The organism is Candidatus Ancaeobacter aquaticus, assembly GCA_030765405.1.
GTDB lineage: Bacteria > Auribacterota > Ancaeobacteria > Ancaeobacterales > Ancaeobacteraceae > Ancaeobacter > Ancaeobacter aquaticus.
In genome coordinates this window covers 1-18732 of record JAVCCP010000028.1, presented here as the reverse complement: position 1 = coordinate 18732, position 18732 = coordinate 1, and the positions used below count along the sequence as shown (strand labels likewise).

Genomic DNA, 18732 nt, shown 5'->3' with positions numbered 1-18732 from the left:
AAGCACATTTCCCCTATCTATCGCCAAAAGTTGTGCCAACAGCTCGTGCAGCTTTAATAATGGAAGAGCTTTTAGGCACCACTTTTAGTTTGGATACTACCTTATGTATAGGCACTGAAATAATATCATCATTTTTATAGGCAACCATGCGACCATATGAACCTTTGGCAATAAGCTGCACGGCTTCAACACCAAAACGTGTAGCTAACACTCGATCAAAAGGAGTAGGCGTTCCTCCTCTTTGCAAATGCCCTAAAACGGTAACGCGAGTTTCAATCCTAATCTTCTTTTCAATATCATCAGCAATTTTTTGCCCTATGCCACCTAAACGTAACGGATCGGGACTTCCCTTAATAACCTTTTTTACCGTAAGTGACTTACCTTTTGGATGAGCTCCTTCTGAAACAACGATTAAACTAAATCGTTTACCGTGTTTTCTTCTCTCTTTAATTTTATTGCACACAGCATCAAGATTAAAAGGTATTTCCGGTAAAAGAATTATATCAGCACCACCCGCTATGCCGCTTTCAAGCGCAATCCAGCCGGCATATCTTCCCATTACTTCCAATACCATAACACGGTGATGTGATTCAGCGGTTGTATGTAATCTATCGACACCATCAGTAGCCACTGAAACCGCAGAATTAAAACCAAACGTTATGTCAGTACCGTACACATCATTATCAATCGTTTTTGGCACACCGACAACTTTTACCCCAAGTTGGGCCATTTTATGTGCAACAGCATGTGTCCCATCACCACCAATACAGATCAAGGCATCAATTGAATGTCTTTTCAACGTTTTAACTGCACGGTCACTATGGTCTTCTTTAACAATTTTATTGCCTTTTTTACACGGAACAGAAAAAGGATTTGCAGTATTTGACGTGCCAAGTATAGTTCCCCCGGCCAGTAATATTCCTGATACATCATCGTTATTAAGTATTCGCGTACGATCCTCTAACAAACCCAAAAATCCATCTTCTATACCAATAACCGTATAATCATGGTCAGTAATTGCTGATTTTGTTACTGCACGTATTACTGCATTAAGCCCGGGACAATCGCCGCCTCCCGTTAAAACTCCTATCCTTCTCTTATTATTGTTCATAGCTACCCCTAATCTTGTTTTTTGTACGCAGACACAAAGCGCCCCGATGTATCGGGGCGCTTTTCATTGTTACACTTATGTATCACTTTGTATAATCATCAGTGTATATTAAATATCATCTATGCGTGTTGAAATATTTTGTTCGATACCATCCTCAGTATATATAGTGCTTATTCCAACGACTTTTACTGCTTTTAAACATCTCAAAACCGGAATTACTGTTTCGCTTAACATGCTTCTGGTAGCATTAATCTGATCCGGCGTTACGCCTGTTCCGGGAATGTTTAACTGCTGGAATGAAATAACCCAGTTACATATATCAATTGCGGTATCAAATATCTTTTCAGTATTAATGTATCCCATTTGATTCACTTTTCCGGACACAACAGAACTGACTTTTTTAAAATTAACATCATTCGTAAGCGAAGTGCCTTTTTTCTGACTTATATCAATCATTTTCTCTAATGTTGCTGCACTGGTACTAATCACGAGAAATCCATCAATAACCGCATAACCAGGGGAAAGTCCTTTTCCCACAAGAGGAACCATTATTGAATCAATTTCAACGCCAGAGTAACTTGTTTTTTCAAGGTTAAGTTGAAACGGTGGCGCAGTAGCTGTAGTTGCAGCAGCAGTAGCTGCGGGTGCTAATGCACGCTCATTAACAAGATCAACTAGTTTTCTTAAAAATGTTCGCGCCTTTTCTTCATCTTTTACTTTAACTATGAGTGACATCTTCGGAATAGGAAATACACCTTCAACATTCACTTCATTAAAGGTATAAGCGATTTCATCGCCTATCCAGGCAAGAATATCATTTTCGATACTCATTCCCATAGTTTGTTCAGCATTTGCTAATGCATCGGTAATAGCTTTTGATTGATCAGGTGCTTGTTTTGCTATGTTGCTTTTCCACATTTTCCACATACCTGCTACATCAAGTGAGTTTGATACACTGTACAAAACAGTTCCCTCAGGGACAAATGCTAATGACTCAGCCTTTTTCGGCTTTACATCCCATAAGGTTCTTGTAGTTTCATCCATGTTTGCTTTATTAGGCGTAACAATAATTTTTGTCTTAATCCCTTGATCAATCCATGTAACGCCACCGATATTCTTCAATATAGATAGTGGAGCACCGAGGTTTGCCGGTACAGCACCACCCGGTATAGGTAGATTGATTTTACCGACAGTTTGTGAAATCTTCTCAAAATCCATATAGAATGTACCAATAATATTTCTACCGGCACCGGCTGCAAGCTTATTAACTATTGCGTAACCTTTGCTATGAGCAATTGAATCCTTTGACTTCCCTGTAACAAGATCAGCAACTTTCTCAACAGCTGATTTTGTTTTACCAACTCCAAGAACGAGGGTGTTATTGATAAGCGCATAGTTAAGCTCTGGAGCAGTTGGATCGGTGCTTTTCACGTTCGTAAACTCAACCGAAGAGTATTTCCAGTTTGAAACAGATGTGCCCGCAGTGCTTTTCGCTTTACTGATAAGTGAATTTACGGTATTCGACGCAGTTTTTTGAGATCCGATATTTGCCAAAACAATGACTTTTGGTTCTGGGTCATTGCGGGCCCCAACAACGATAGCGATGGCAAGGTCTTTTCCAATCAGATCCATTACCGTCTTCTCATTTATATCCACACCAAGATTTGCTTTCAATGCAGAGGTAAGCGCATTAATACTTTGTCCGGCATTCAAATTCTGTACAGCAGGTATCAATTGAAGCTGCTTCCAGAAATCTGAGTTTTTAATATCTTTCCATGAACTTTCCAAGTTCTTTATGCTATAAAAGGCTACCGCCTCTTTCGGGACATAGTTTTCGAGCCCTTTACCGGCTACCACTACACCACCCTTTGGAATGATCATATAAATCACAACTGCTAAAACGAGAACGCCGATAACTATACCAACTATCTTTTTCATAATTCTCTCCTTTAATTATTGTTATTTTACACAAAAGATAGTGTCACAATACTTCAATATTGTCAAGCGCAATATATTACACACAACATATTGCTTATCCTTTGAGCGCACCTAATTGTATTCCTTCAACAAAATATTTCTGACATGACACAAAAACTATGATCATGGGCAAAAGAACTATAATACCGCCCGCCATCAAAAGAGACCAATCAGTGCTGTACAGCCCCTTAAATGACGCTAAAAGTACCGGCAGGGGCATCATTTCCTGGCTGTTAGCAACAATAAGCGGCCACATAAAATTTTTCCACTGCCCCATAAATGTAAAGGTAACCAGTGTTGCGAGAGCCGGTTTTGATAAGGGAAGTATAATTCTCAGATAAATTCCGAAAAGACTGCACCCATCAATTTTTGCAGCATCTTCTAGATCAACAGGTATCCCCATAAAAAACTGTCTCAGCATAAAAGTGCCGTATGCAGTAAAGAGCCCCGGCATAATTAACGCAAAATATGAATCGATCCCTATTGGTTTTCCTACATAAAACTTACCGATATACAAATCACTTGTCCAAAACGTTGTATGAAATATTGAATTCAACGCATCAGGCATCACTTTGAAAAGGATAAAAACAGGTATAAGTGTTACAACACCGGGAATCATTAAAGTCGATAGATACGCTAAAAAAAGCTTATCACGACCAGGAAACTGCAACCGAGCAAACGCATAAGCAGCCATAGAACTTGTCAAAACCTGTCCGATAGTAACCGTCAAAGTTAATATCAAAGAATTAATATATCCCCGTCCAAACGGTATAGCTTTCCAAGCACGAACATAATTACCCCATAAAATATTTAACTTCCATTCTTTAATAAGTGATTTTTTTGGAATAATTATAATTTCATTTACCCTATCACCTTCAACTATTTTTATCTTAACACTATCTTTATCAACTTTACCTAATGGCCTTACACGAATAGTCTCGTCACCCTCTTTTAAAAAATATCGTGTGTCAGAAGGTATCCATTTCGGCGGAAACGAAAATATCGCACCGGTATCTTTAAGCGATGTAGATACCATCCACAAAAATGGAATGAGCATTGTCATACCAAACAGCGATAAGAGAACATAGGTCACGATATTTTTTAACATGGCTGAGGTCGCATCTTTTTTCAGATACGCTTCAACATTTATCGCTTTTATTTTAACTGTTTCCATGCATTAAACCCCAAATTCCGATAATCAAACTAAATGTTTTTTCTTATAGCATATAGCTTAAAGCTGAATTCGTGATTCACGATAACCGAACCACGGATCACTAATTAATAATGTACAACTTTACCACCATATTTCCAGATAAATAAATTTATCACAAAAATTATTACAAACAATATCCACGCAATACTTGCCGCATAACCCATATGCTGCCATACATATACATTATTAAATATATAGTATTCAATGGTGGTTGTTGACCCTGCAGGTCCGCCACCGGTCATAATGTACGCTTGTTCAAAACCGCCTTGAAATCCCGCGATCATACTCATAATAAATATAAAGAATGTCGTCGGCGTCAGCATAGGCCAGGTAACGTGCCGGAATTTCTGCCACGGGCTTGCTCCATCTATCGCTGCCGCTTCATATAGTTCCGGAGGAATTCCCTGTAGACCCGCAAGATACAAAATCATATTGTAGCCACCCATTGTTGTCCACACGCCCATTAAAATAAGAGCGGGTTTTGCCCACGCAGTACTTGTTAACCACTCAGGCCCATTAAATATGCCAAAAGATAGCTTTCTAATGAGGGTATTAAGCAATCCAAAATCAGGGTTATATATCCATTGCCACAACATATAAATTGCAACGCCCGCACATATCGAAGGAAGAAAATATACCGTTCGAAATATAACGATACCCTTGAGCTTTTTATTCATAATTACGGCGAGAATAAGAGATGCTGCCATATTGAGAGGAATACCTAACATCAAAAAGAAGGTATTACCAAGAAACTTCCAAAAATCAGGATCATTTGAGACTATAGCACCGTTTTCATGATGAAAACTCAACAAATTAATAAAATTCTCAAGCCCGACAAATTTTGGTTCGGTAATCAAATCCCACTGAAAAAAGGCAATAAAGAATGAGGCAACAACCGGCAGTGAAGTAAAGACCAAGAAACCAAGGAAATTCGGCATGACAAAGAGATAGCCCGCAACAGCTTCCTTTAGAGAGCTTTTTAAGGTACTCTTCATGCTTAAACCCTACTCTTTTGACGATTCACTTTTTTTCTGTGCATCAAACTTATAAATAATCTCATCTGGACGTGAAAGACCAAGCTTTTCACGAGCAATCTTTTCTATATACACAGGATTAGTCTGTAAATCCTTTATTTCTTTTTTGTATGCGACATTCTTTGTTTCTTCAGATTCAATTTGCCTCGATAATCTCTTGTCATCACCAAGAAAATTAAGGTACTGGGCTATTTCAGGAAACAAAAAATAGAGCACTGAAACCACCATGACAACAACAAGAAATATCCATACTGTATTTTTTAAAAACTTCATAAAGAACACCACCCTGCATTTCTCATCTAATATCTACTACAGAGGCATAAATACCTACGCTTGCGGTGTTATGCTCCGTTATTCTTCTCGACGTGCTAAAAGTACGCCTGCAAAGAACTCAGTCGCATGCCTTACACCCGCAGGCAGTTACGCCTCTTCGCTACGAAATTCGCTAAAAAATGCGGGCTTTATCATTAATACTGCTCGATTAAACCTTCAGCTTGCCGCCGAACTGGGCAACCAACCCCAGTTCTTCTTCAATCCGCAACAACTGGTTATATTTACAAATCCTGTCAGTTCGTGACAATGATCCGGTTTTTATTTGTCCCGCATTTGTTGCCACAACAATATCAGAGATCGTCGTATCTTCTGTTTCACCGGATCTATGCGATACAACAGCAGTATACCCGTTTTCTTTTGCCATTTCGATCGCGTCGAGCGTTTCTGTGAGTGTACCAATCTGGTTTACTTTAATCAAAATTGAGTTTCCGATACCTTCTTCAATACCCCTTTTGAGCCGTTTTGTATTTGTCACAAAAAGATCATCGCCAACAAGCTGAATCTTCTTTCCAAGTACATCGGTTAACCTCTTCCATCCTTCCCAATCATCTTCATACAAGCCGTCTTCAATAGAAACAATCGGATACTTGTTCACCCAATCAGCGTAATAGGCAATCATCTCATCAGCACTTTTTCGCGCTCCTTGTTCAGCTTTAAGGACATACGTACCCTTTTCATAAAAAGAGCTTGCTGCAGCATCAAGTGCCAAGAAGATGTCACTTCCTGCTTTATACCCCGCCTTATCAATTGCCTCTAAGATTACTTCAATTGCTTCTTCATTTGATTTTAAGTTAGGAGCAAATCCACCTTCGTCACCAACTGACGTATTAAGGCCTTTGGCGTGGAGCACTTTTTTTAATGAATGAAAAACTTCAGCACCCATTCTTAATGCCTCACTGAACCTTGAAGCGCCTTTTGGCATAATCATAAATTCTTGGATATCAACATTATTATCGGCATGAGCACCACCATTAATAATGTTCATCATTGGGACAGGAAGCACTTTAGCATTAACGCCACCGATGTATTTATACAGTGAAAGACCGTTCGTTGCGGCAGCAGCTTTTGCAGCGGCAAGAGAAACACCAAGCATTGCATTTGCACCTAAACGCGATTTATTTTCTGTGCCATCCAACTCTATAAGCTGTTTATCAAGCCCGGGCTGGTCAGCCGCATCAAATCCTTCGATTTTTGGAAAAATTTCATTCACAACATTTTCGACTGCTTTTTTTACCCCTTTACCACAATATCGTTTTTTATCACCGTCACGTAGCTCAACTGCTTCATGTTCACCGGTCGATGCCCCTGATGGAACAGCTGCTCTTCCCAAAACCCCGGATTCCAATAAAACATCAACCTCCACGGTAGGATTACCTCTTGAATCCAATATTTCACGCGCATTTACATCTACGATAAATGTCATTTCATAACCCCTTTCTTAATAAGCATTAATGACTGTAAGCAACTATTCTCAACCACTGAGTAAGCAGCATAATGTATAAAAACATACTCCGGTTTATTATATGTATTTATTTGTGATAGTCAATATATAACTCTTGGGTATTTTTTCAATGACAAAAATACTCACTCCTTATACAATTCTTTCTAACATTATGACATAAGGCTTGTAATCAAAAAAATGAGTCTCCGGAAAGCAGGTCTTTCAGATACTAGAATGGCTTTAGATCATTATTAAAACTATGAAAAATAATACATATTACAAAACCATATCATGTGCAGCATTCATTATAAGTATGTCGTTGCTTCTCTGGGGGTGCACAACAGAAACGGTATCCTATCAATCCGTCTTCGAAGTCCCTCCGGCCCCACCGATTAAAATTGTAGATAAAACTACCGCAACAATTAAAACAAAAAAACCCGGAATAATGACCAAACTAAAAATGGCGGCAACAACTACGTCAAACAGGACAAAAGATATTGCTAAAGGTATTGGCAGTGGTATTGGCACTGTAGGCAAAGAATTATGGCGCCCCATGGAAAGTATGCGCGAAAAACTTATTAACGCATATGGCGTTGAAGAAAAAGAGTGATACAAGGGGTTGTGAAATAATAATCAAATTCTGCATCCACCTGCCAAGAGGAAAAACAATTTTCCCTCCTACTTTTAACTGTTCAATAAGAGGCTGTGGAACTTTTGGTGCCGCAGCAGTAATAATATAACGACTAGACACATAACCTCTTAATTTATTTTCACATTTTTATTGCTTATTTTACGTGTGATGAGTATATTTTTAGAACAAATATGTGTTTAATGCGTCATATAGTTATATACAAACTTTTAACCTTAATAAGGAGGATTATATGTTTAGATTATCACGTAGCATTGTATCTATTGCGTTTCTTTGTGCGTTCTCGTTAATTACCATTGCATCTGTATGCGCACAAAATCCCGGGCCTCCAGCTCCTGCATCTGCCGATGAACTGATATCAATACAAGGAAATGTTGTAAGCATTGAACCGGCAAAAAATAACGTCTCAATTAAAAGTGAAGGAGATAAAGTAATTAAACTTCATATTGATCCTAAAACAACGACTATTTGGGGTGAATTCGATGAAATCCCTTTAGCTGAGCTCGAAGCAGGACAAAATGTTGCCGGGGAATACAAAATAAATCCTACAGGGACCATGACCGCAACATACCTTGAAATTGTTACGGAAGATGATTTACCTGATATCGAAGAAGTAGTTGAGGAAGAAACAGAAGTAGACGTTAAAAAAGAACCGGCTAAAACAAAAGAATAATTGCGATAGCCATCATATATTAATAACTCCATTAATATACCATTAATGGACTGGACGACATCTGTTATGCTTGTAGGACTTACGTATAACCTAAAAAAGTTGTCATTAGAAGATATGTCTTCTTACGATGATACAGAAGCTGAGTGGGACGATATTGAAACTATCGATGCACTTATTGAAGCTCTATCAAGAGATCATACCGTTGTTCCCATAGAAGCAGATGAAAATGCATTCTCGCAGCTGAGAAAAATTAATCCTGATATTGTTTTTAATGTTGCCGAAGGGAAAGGCGGACCAAACCGCGAATCATACATTCCTTCAATACTCGAAATGCTTGGTATCCCCTACACAGGAAGTGATCCAACAACTCTCGGAATCTGTTTGGATAAGAGCAGAACAAAAGAAATACTGTCTGCACACAACATATTAACTCCACAGTATATGATTGTTACGCAAAACACCGATATATACAGCCAGTGGACACATTTTCCTTCACTCGTTAAACCTGCATGGGAAGGATCATCGAAAGGTATCCGCAACTCATCTTTCGTTAACAACACAACCCAGATGCGCACAGAAATTGACAGAGTACATAATGAATACAGCCAACCCGCGCTTATAGAAGAATTTCTTCCGGGGAGAGAGTTTACGATAGCAGTTATTGGAAATGGTTCTGATACTACAACTCTCCCACTGGTAGAAATTATGTTTGATGCACTTCCTCGTGATGCGCATAAAATCTATTCTTATGAAGCTAAATGGATTTGGGACAAGCCCAATAAACCGCTTCCTGTTTTTGCCTGCCCGGCAGATGTTTCTTCTGAACTCGCTTCACGCATTCAAGGTACAGCTCTTCGCGCATTCCACTCTCTCCGATGCCGCGATTGGTGCAGAATTGATATTCGTCTTGATAAGAATAATGATCCGCATATTATCGAACTCAACCCACTCCCCGGCATTCTTCCAAACCCTGCACACAACTCTTGCTTTCCAAAAGCTGCACGTGCAGAAGGTATAAACTATCAGGATCTCATAAATAAAATTCTTGGTATCACTCTTTCAAGAATTTCACAAAAAAACCTAGCCCCCGTTAGTATATAAAATATTTTGTTCTGTGCTTATTTATTCTTTGCATAAATATTTTTTTTAATTTATACTTCCATTTAAAATACACATAAAGTGTCGGTATAAACACGTGAAAAAGATTAGAAAAGTCACATTAAAAGATCGCGAAGCAATTTGTAACGTTATTCAAAATGCGCGCGCATTTACGCCGGAAGAAGAACAATGCGCGATAGAACTCTTAGATATTTATTTAAAGGATCACTCTCAAAAAGATTATGAGTTTCTGTGTTACATAGATGATTGTGAGACACCTGTAGGATATGTTTGTTATGGCCACGCGCCGTTTACTCACGGTGTATATTATATCTACTGGATTGCAGTAGATCCATTGTGGCAAAGTAAAGGTGTCGGTCAGGTGCTCATGAAAGAGCTTGAAAGTCTGATCATAGAAAAAGATGGCCGCATGCTTTTAATTGAAACCGCGTCGAAACCATCATACGAAAAAACACGGACATTTTATTTAAAACAACACTACACTGAATTCTCTCGCATTAAAAATTTTTATTGTAAAAATGACGACAGAATTACATACGGAAAACTGTTCGCAAAGTAAAGTATATATAAGGGAAAGGAGCTTGAGAGGCAGATGTCACACACCAATTCAGATCATCGTGCAATCGATAATTCTGATCCTTCACAATGGAATGACTGGGAATGGCAGTTAAAGAATAGAATCACCAATTACAGCCAGATCGAAAAACTCCTACCGCTTACTCCTTCAGAAAAGCTCTGCATTAAAAGCCAGAAAAAAAGAATGCCTATGGCGATAACGCCATATTTCTTTTCACTTATCAATGCAAAAAACCCTAATTGCCCTATACGCAAACAAGTTATTCCTCGTATTGAAGAGCTCAATGTGTCAGAATTTGATATGGAAGATCCGTGCGGAGAAGACTCTCACTCCCCTGTTCCCGGCCTTGTCCATAGGTATCCTGATAGAGCATTGCTTTTAGTGACTGATGCCTGTGCCTGTTATTGCCGCTATTGTACCCGCGGTAGACTTGTTGGAAAAAAAGAAGACATTTTATCCGAACAAGGACTCGAACAAGCATATACATATATCGCTACAAATAAAAAAATCAGAGATGTCCTTATTTCCGGTGGTGACCCTTTCCTTTTGCCTGACGACAAGATTGAATCTATCATTAAAAAGTTAAGAGCTATCCCGCATATTGAAATAATAAGGATAGGAACACGTATCCCGGTAACTATGCCAATGCGTTTCACTGACAAACTTATTGATATATTAAAAAAATATCATCCGGTATGGGTATCAATCCATTTCACTCATCCGAAAGAAATAACTCCGGCTGTTAAAACCGCATGTGCAAAGCTTGCAAACGCCGGCATACCGCTTGGAAGTCAGACTGTCCTTTTAAAAGGTGTTAATGACACTGCATACATAATAAAAAAGCTTACGCACGAGCTCATAAAAATTCGTGTCCGGCCCTATTATCTTTACCAATGCGATCTCGCGGTAGGAACAGAACATTTTCGTACACCGCTTTCATCCGGTCTTCATATCATGGAGAAATTGAGAGGACACACCACAGGGTACGCAATCCCAACACTCGTTATAGACGCTCCCGGCGGCGGTGGAAAAATACCTTTGTCGCCAAACTATGTTGTTTCATACAAAAAAGGCGCTATGACATTACGTAATTTTCAAAATAAAGAATTTACCTACCACGAACCAAGCAACAAGAAAGATCAAGCTCTGACTTCTACCCCTGAGAACAATTCTGAAAAGGTTCTCATATGAATTCAGTGGATCTGCTTATCGCGTGGGAATGGGAATATGACAACGACTTTATACATCGTCTTAACGATACCTGCATAAAAAATAATATTTCTTCATACCTTGTTTCGCCTTCTAACAGAGAAGAGACGTTCGATAAATTACACAGCGGTGAGTTACAATTTAAAGTTTTGTATGATCGCGCGTCAGATGCCGATACACAGTTTTTACCTCTCATTTCTATTGCACAAAAATGTAATGCGAAAGTAATAAACGCATTTGGCAATACTCTTCGCGCGATGGACAAAGCAACTATGCACTTAGAATTTCTCACAAAAGGCATACATGTTCCCTACACGGTTATCCTTTCGCCATATGATAAGGACCCTCACCTAAATTTAACCGAACTGGAACATTTAGGCCGTCCATTCATCATAAAACCTGCAAATGGCGGGGGCGGGACAGGAGTCGTTATCGGCGCTGAGTCATTGCATGATATTATTGAAGCACGCAAACAGTTCGGCAATGATAAGTATCTTCTACAGGAACATATTAACCCTATCATCATGGGTGTGCACCGCGCATGGTTTAGAGTGTATTACTGCTGTGGAACATCAATCCTCTGCTGGTGGGATGATTGCACTCATATTTATGAAATGGTTACAACGACTGAAGAAGACAAGTATAAACTCAGTGGCATGCACGATATTGTTGATTCCATAGCTGAGGTATGTAAACTCGATTTCTTTTCAACCGAAATTTGCAAATCCACTAAGGACATGTTTGTCTGTGTAGATTATGTTAATGATCCTTGTGATATGCGTATAAAATCAATATACCCCGAAGGTGTCCCGGACGTAATTGTTACAACTGTCATACAAAGCATAACGCAACATGTAAAAAAATGTATAAAGGAATGAGGAGACAATAACATTATGATCACTACCATACTTTATAGCAGCGGAAAAATATCATTTAATTTACCAACGGATCAACTCTCACAAACTATTTCTCAACCAGAAAATATCACCTGGACAGACATTAAAGATCCTTCACCTGATGATTTGGCTGTTCTTGATGAAGTGTTTCATTTTCATCCTTTGGCAATCGAGTATTGCATTAAACCGCCTACATCACCTAAAATTGTGTTTTTTGGTGAATCTATTTTTATTATTTTTTTCTCTGTAAAGTATGATAGCCACAATAAAAGACTTATAACTGTTCCCCTCAACATATTTCTGGGAAAAAACCACCTTGTTACATTCCATAAAAAAGATGTTCGTGGTGTCAATGAAACGTTTGATGTTATAAAACAAAATCCCGCTGAAACACTTGCACTTGGCGCTGATTTTACGCTTTATATTCTTCTTGATTTAATATCAGAGAAGTATCTCGATATTCTGGACAGCTTAAATAATCGTATTGAAGTCGTAGAAGATAAAGTATTGCAGAATGAATCTGAAAATGTATCAAAAGAACTATTTAAATTAAAAAAAGAAATGCTGCATTTACGTAAAATCACTTCACCTCAACGAGATAGCATTTCACGACTTATCCGCGAAGCTACACCTATCATTAAAAGTAACGTGAAAATATATTTTCATGATGTGTACGATAAGCTTTTTAAGGTTAGTGAGACTATTACCACGTGCGTTGATATCCTCATCAGCACACAGGAACTGTTCTTTTCTGTTGTATCAAATAAGACTAACCAGGTTGTAAAAACTCTTGCGGTAATCGCTACCGTGTTTATGCCTCTTACATTAATTACCGGTATCTATGGTATGAATTTTAAACATATACCCGGGCTTGATTCACCGTATGGATATTATAGCACCCTGATATTGATGGTGCTTATTTGTGGAACAGCATTGTGGATATTCAAACGCAAAAATTGGTTCTGAGGCTTCGCCTCTCTTAATTTTACAAACTCTTTAACGTTCATTAAATACGTCTGCCGCGTGAAGGCCACGTTGCCGCGACCTAACGCGGCTCACGTGGCAAAAAAACTCAATCACATGCCTTGCATTCAAAGGTATTTATGCACCTTCGTAACGATACCTGACAAGAATGGTAGGCTGACACTTCGCCTCACTTATTTATTTCTCTAGCTAATAAGATTTTAAGTGAAAAACACGAAGTGTTATTTGCCGATGAGGCTGAGGAACTCCATACGTGTGCTGCGGTCATTTCTGAATGCACCGAGCATAGAGCTTGTTACCGCTGATGCATCTTTTTCCTCAACTCCTCGCATCGCCATGCATAAATGTAACGCTTCAACAACAACGCCAACACCAAGAGGATTTAACGCGTCCATCAAACAGTCAGCGATCTGCACCGTGAGCCGCTCCTGAACCTGCAATCTACGAGCATATATCTGAACTACCTCGGCAAGTTTACTTAATCCGATAAGTTTACCCTGTGGCAAATACGCAATGTGACATTTTCCGTAAAACGGAAGTAAATGATGTTCGCAAAGCGAGAACACGCGAATATCTCTTAACACAACCATTTCATCGTACGTCTCTTCAAAAACAGCGTCTTTAATAATATCTTTCGGGTTAATCTTGTACCCGCTCGTTAAATACTGCATTGATTCTTCTACCCGACGGGGCGTTTTTAACAAACCGTCCCTTTTTGGGTCTTCACCAAGTGCGCGTATTATTTCTTCAACATGTTTCTGCATAATTCACCTCTAATAATTACAATTACCATACCCAAAGAATCAAGAAATAACAATAAATAAGTTTTAGCTTATCACTTACAGCTTAAAGCTTAGAGCTTTTTTACTGCTCTATTTCACTCATATCTACGGGATCTTCTTTTGGTTTACAAACTCCGCAATACAAAGCATCAGGCACAACAAGCGCTTTAAGCTTGTTATCGCTGCCGCGATACATGGTTAATGGATTAGGCATAGATTGTATATGATCTTTACATATCCCTCGCCCGCAAAACACACACGCGCCTATTGCCGGTCGTTCACAATGCCAACAATTCATATTGTTCCTCCCCTTTAAAATTATTCTCTATCATTACGCACAACGCAAACCGTTCACCGATTTATGTCTTTTGCTTATTTACATTATATAATCTTCGTGTCGCAACTTGTTCAAGATTTTTATTCGCAAAAAGATGTTTCTTGATCATTTCATCAAAATCATTTTTTTCTAATTGAAATACCTTGGTTTTCTTTCTCGCTGTCACGCTTGCTGTACGAGCTACTTTCAGTATCAGCGCTATCTCACCGAAGTAATCACCGTCATATAAGGTTGATATATTTTTTATCTCTCCTGTTTCGTCCTGTACCGCGACATCAACTTCACCCTCTTGAATTATATAAAACTTATCACCTACTTCACCTTGTGAAACAATACATGCACCTTTATCAAATTCTGCTTCCTTCATCCGTAAAGAAATAAGAGCAAGCTGTTGATATGAAAACTCAGCAAAAAGCGGTATAACGCTTATTATATCAATTCGTTCTTTACGTGCGCCAATCCCCTTATGAATATTCTTGATCAATGAAAAATATTTTTTTACTAAATGGTTAAAATCACTTTTTGAAAGAGACAGCAGCGTTACCGGCGACGATGATCGGACTGTTGCTGTACGCGGCACATCTTTTAAAAGCGCGATCTCGCCAAAATAATCACCGCGTTTCAGTGTAGCTAATACTTTTTCTCCCTGCACAGAGTCGTTGTAGATCACATCAACCGTACCGGTCTTAACTACATAAAATTTATCGCCCTTATCTCCCTGTTTGATAACATCATAATTATCAGAATAGCGTTCAGCGCGGAACCTGTTCACTAAATACTGCAACTCCTCATGCGGCAAATTCTTAAATAATTCATTCTGTTTAAGGATTTCCTCAGGATCATCTTTCAAATACCGTTTCTCATAGGCAATCCCATGGGCATCTTTGACCAACCGTGTAAAATAGTGGTTTACCACTTCCCTGTCTTCCCAGTACATCGTTTCAAGAGTTCCATACAGCAGTTTTTTAACCAAAGTGTCCCCAACCAGCTTCGTACTGCTTTTCAGAAGCGCTTCCCCCTGCCCAACACACTGCTTACTGACCTGTGAGACTCCTTTAAGGGCTTGTACTTCTCCCTCATTATTTATTCTTTTATTATCAGCGATGATACTTTTCAAGTAACGCTCATTCGTTATTCCTGACATTTCACCTATACCTTTTATAACATTTCCAAGCAAAACCGAGAAACCCTGAGAAAACCTTTCCTCGTCATTTCCTGTTACCGGATCGTACTGCATAACAACATTTTTAACACCACACGCTGTCACATAATATATATATATCCCTACTGTTACAAAAAGTGATGTCAAGGGAATTGCAAAATGGTTGACTTGTTCATTGCACCCAGCTGCAAGCATAAGCAAAGCGCCAGAAAAAAGAAGATACACATAAAATATCTTCTTCCCAAAAACATTTAAGAGGAGCACTGCACCCACTATGCACAATATAATTGATCCATAAGATAAACAATCTGTCCCTAATAACAGCGGATTAAAACAACACATTTTATAGTATAAAACAACGCACAGTGAGCCCATAACAGCTACACAATAAAACACTCTAATAGTTATACCGTTTTTCGCAATAAACGCATTATAGAAAAACATACTCAGTGCAATAACAATTAGTAGAAGTGTCAGTAAATGTAACGGAGTTACCCATGTGACAGGCACATATACCATCAAGCCTTGCAATATAGGATACAGGCTGAGAAATACTAGCGGAAGACCCTGCAAAGGTTTGTGTAGATTCACACATGCCTTACAAGAAAAATAGAAAGAAATAAGACCCAATAGTATATACATTCCGCTCAAATACTGGGGCGTCGTATACCCATACAGTATTTCCGGCAAAAATATAACAAAACAACCCAAAGGCACACACGTTGCAATAATACTGAGAGGATTCTGAAGAACACCACGAGCAATAATAATACGCCACAACCTTCTCAATGAAAGAAGAACAAAACAGAGAAGTGATAATGCCAGGGGAACAACAATACACACAAAAAATATGAATGAGAATATTTTAATACCGATACTATCCCCGGTTACAAACTCACTTAAAATCTGAAAGAAACGCATTTTTAGGAACAATACAGCGATCGTGATCGCAATTGCTGTCCACACGATAGAGAAAATACCAAAAACAGTATATATTTTCTCTTCTCGTTCAAACGTTTCCTTATGTACCACTTTTTTAAAGAGATCCTTCTTTACGAAATCAATTGCTTTTTTCCTTAGTAGCGGTATTTCAAGCCAATCCATAAGCATAAAATATCCGTCAAACTCTAAAAGCGGATCAAGATTAAGTACAACGCCAAGATAACAGAATATTGTTGCCTTAAAAAGCACATCGCTTAATGGACTAGCTGGCCATAGAGACAGTATAATTGAAAGCGTGCTGGCAATAACCAATTCTGCGTACGGACCAGCCCATGATACCGCTATTCTTCTGGTTTTGCTTTCCATCCATATATCGCTTGTTTCAGCATAAAAACATGGCGCGCCGAAATAAAACAGGAACCCTCCCTTTGGCACACTCCTGCCATATGATTTTACGGTAAACGCATGAGCTCCTTCATGTATAAAAATAACAACAATACTGATCATTAAAAAAGTAAAAAAACCTACCGCGTATGAATCACCGGATTTCAGGATATGATACTGATCAGAGGGAACAATATTAGTAATAAACATTAAGGTGCCAACAATTGAAAGTATCACGTAGGAAACTTTTGCAAAGCGGGTAAAAAAGAGCCATACCCCGCCCTTGTACATTTTAGTTAATATGTTATCAATATTATTTATGGGAAATGTTTTTTGAAAGAACCATTCTTTGAGACCGTTCATCCAATGAATGAGCGTTTTCCGATCAAAATAATTCTTTAATTTTTTAAAAACATTAACGGGTTTAGCAGTTAAAAAATGGCTAGAGTAAAGCTCCTCAATAAGGCCCGCAACTCTTTCAAACGCGAGTGCTTTGTATTTCATAAAATACGCATACACGATCTCTGAAACAGTATTTTTCCCGTCAAGCTGTTCAAAAATAAAATGGTCTTTATCACTGAGACGAAGATATTTCACTTCTTTTGGATTTTTAATAATGTGATATTTTTCTCCTCGACGAGGAGTAAATGAAACTTCTTCAATCGTGGATTCTTTTAAAAACTTAAAGAGTGAAAAATCAACGTGTTCAGCGAGGATTGTCCAAAATGATTTTTTCTGATTATTGTTTTTTTCTTCCGTCATATTATTATTTCTCAACCCCTCAGCTGCCAACGGCAATCATAACCGCTTCTTCTATATGTAAGTATTTTTGTGCGACGCGGGTAATATCTTTATTTGTTATCGAAGCTACTTTACCGATTGCCTTATCAAAATCCTCAAACTCACCCCTTAATAATGTTTCTACTCCCAGTATGCGTGCCACTGAAAGATTTGTTTCAAAACGCTTCAGTATATTCCCCCGATACTGGGCTTTTGCATATACCAGCTCTTCTTTTCTTAAACCTTTTGCGCGAATCTGTTCTGTCTGGGAAAATATTTCATGAACAATCTTTTCAACATTACGGGACAATGCAGCAAAATAGGTCGCAAAATATCCCGTATCCTCAAAATTCGATGAAAATATATCTATCGAATATATTAACTGTCTTTTTTCGCGCAATTCCCGAAATAAACGCGAGTACCCGTCTCCGCCTAACGCTATCTCAATGAGGCGTAAAACATACCGATCCTCAGTGAACTGGTGACATGTTTCAAAACCGAGGATAACATGTGTTTGATGAATATTTTTCTTAAGATGCACCCCTCTACGCTTCCTTTTCGACTCTGCGGCACATTGAGGATGCACTTCCTTTCCTTTTTTTATTGTGGTAAAAATCTTTTTTATCTTTTTCTGTACAGTATTATCGGTCAAGCTTGATGCAACAGATATGACCATGTTAGATCCGCAGTAGCATGCATCATAAAATTTTCTTATATGTCGCGCGGAAATCTTCTTAATAGATTTTTCATCACCGAGAATTGGGTTGCGGAAGGGATGTTCTTTCCATAGGTTTTTATAGAAAAGATTCCACACTACGGAAAAACGATCTTTTTCTCTGCGTATCTCACCTAATACAGTCTTTTTTTCCTTTGCAATAGCATCCTTGTTAAAGATCGGTTTATGGACAATCTCCTTAATAACACGAAGCGCATTATCCATATACATTGTCGGTATTGTTACCTGCACCATAGAATATTCGCGTGTTGTCCCGGCATTGATCTTCCCGCCGCATGATTCTATCTCCCAGAATATTCCCTGCGAGGTCATGTTTTTGCATGATTTAAAAAGGATATGCTCAACAAAATGCGCTATACCTATAGGCAGATCAAACTCAGTATCATACCTGCT

The 18732-nt window shown here is 38.6% G+C and carries 17 protein-coding genes; 7 read left to right on the top strand and 10 right to left on the bottom strand.

The genetic code is table 11. From position 1 onward, the window contains the following. Positions 1–13: 13 nt before the first annotated feature. From P9M13_03015 to eno, 6 genes are all read right to left on the bottom strand, one after another. Positions 14–1111 (bottom strand): 6-phosphofructokinase, encoded by a 1098-nt coding sequence (locus P9M13_03015; protein ID MDP8262257.1) that lies wholly within the window; start codon positions 1109–1111, stop codon positions 14–16. 108 nt (positions 1112–1219) lie between these two features. Beyond that, a complete protein-coding gene (locus tag P9M13_03010; GenBank protein ID MDP8262256.1) occupies positions 1220–3049 on the bottom strand; it encodes a DUF3352 domain-containing protein in 1830 nt (609 codons plus the stop codon). A gap of 94 nt (positions 3050–3143) precedes the next feature. Beyond that, positions 3144–4262, bottom strand: a complete 1119-nt coding sequence (locus P9M13_03005; protein MDP8262255.1) for a carbohydrate ABC transporter permease — start codon at positions 4260–4262, stop codon at positions 3144–3146. Positions 4263–4366: 104 nt separating this feature from the next. Further along, complete coding sequence (locus P9M13_03000; protein ID MDP8262254.1) at positions 4367–5296, bottom strand: sugar ABC transporter permease; 930 nt, start codon at positions 5294–5296, stop codon at positions 4367–4369. Positions 5297–5305: 9 nt separating this feature from the next. Continuing rightward, a complete protein-coding gene (locus P9M13_02995; GenBank protein MDP8262253.1) occupies positions 5306–5608 on the bottom strand; it encodes a septum formation initiator family protein in 303 nt (100 codons plus the stop codon). Positions 5609–5816: 208 nt separating this feature from the next. After that, positions 5817–7091: a phosphopyruvate hydratase gene (gene eno / locus P9M13_02990; GenBank protein MDP8262252.1), complete on the bottom strand. Its 1275-nt coding sequence runs from the start codon at positions 7089–7091 to the stop codon at positions 5817–5819. A gap of 277 nt (positions 7092–7368) precedes the next feature. Between eno and P9M13_02985 the strand changes: the two genes are divergently transcribed. The 7 genes from P9M13_02985 to corA all read left to right on the top strand — a co-directional run bounded on the left by P9M13_02985 (position 7369) and on the right by corA (position 13198). After that, the gene (locus P9M13_02985; protein ID MDP8262251.1) at positions 7369–7719 is read left to right on the top strand and encodes a hypothetical protein; all 351 of its coding nucleotides are present in this window, start codon (positions 7369–7371) and stop codon (positions 7717–7719) included. Between the two features lie 271 nt (positions 7720–7990). Next, positions 7991–8431 (top strand): hypothetical protein, encoded by a 441-nt coding sequence (locus P9M13_02980; protein MDP8262250.1) that lies wholly within the window; start codon positions 7991–7993, stop codon positions 8429–8431. A 45-nt stretch (positions 8432–8476) separates the two neighbouring features. Further along, positions 8477–9532: an ATP-grasp domain-containing protein gene (locus P9M13_02975; protein MDP8262249.1), complete on the top strand. Its 1056-nt coding sequence runs from the start codon at positions 8477–8479 to the stop codon at positions 9530–9532. Positions 9533–9626: 94 nt separating this feature from the next. Next, on the top strand, positions 9627–10109 hold the full coding sequence (locus P9M13_02970; protein MDP8262248.1) for a GNAT family N-acetyltransferase: 483 nt from the start codon (positions 9627–9629) through the stop codon (positions 10107–10109). Positions 10110–10142: 33 nt separating this feature from the next. Further along, on the top strand, positions 10143–11318 hold the full coding sequence (locus P9M13_02965) for a KamA family radical SAM protein (protein MDP8262247.1): 1176 nt from the start codon (positions 10143–10145) through the stop codon (positions 11316–11318). Continuing rightward, entirely contained in the window at positions 11315–12214 is a 900-nt protein-coding gene (locus P9M13_02960) for a hypothetical protein (protein MDP8262246.1), read from the top strand. Before P9M13_02965 ends, P9M13_02960 begins: the two co-directional genes overlap by 4 nt. 15 nt (positions 12215–12229) lie before the next feature. After that, positions 12230–13198 carry a magnesium/cobalt transporter CorA gene (gene corA, locus P9M13_02955; protein MDP8262245.1) on the top strand — a complete coding sequence of 323 codons (969 nt, stop codon included), beginning with the start codon at positions 12230–12232 and terminating at the stop codon, positions 13196–13198. A gap of 239 nt (positions 13199–13437) precedes the next feature. Here corA and folE read toward each other — a convergent pair whose 3' ends face one another. The 4 genes from folE to P9M13_02935 all read right to left on the bottom strand — a co-directional run. Further along, entirely contained in the window at positions 13438–13980 is a 543-nt protein-coding gene (gene folE / locus P9M13_02950; protein ID MDP8262244.1) for a GTP cyclohydrolase I FolE, read from the bottom strand. A 100-nt stretch (positions 13981–14080) separates the two neighbouring features. Next, positions 14081–14296, bottom strand: a complete 216-nt coding sequence (locus P9M13_02945) for a DUF2180 family protein (protein ID MDP8262243.1) — start codon at positions 14294–14296, stop codon at positions 14081–14083. Positions 14297–14357: 61 nt separating this feature from the next. After that, positions 14358–17585, bottom strand: coding sequence for a cyclic nucleotide-binding domain-containing protein (locus P9M13_02940; protein MDP8262242.1), 3228 nt, complete (start codon positions 17583–17585; stop codon positions 14358–14360). Positions 17586–17604: 19 nt separating this feature from the next. Continuing rightward, on the bottom strand, positions 17605–18732 hold a 1128-nt coding region (locus tag P9M13_02935), incomplete at its 5' end, for a pitrilysin family protein (protein ID MDP8262241.1).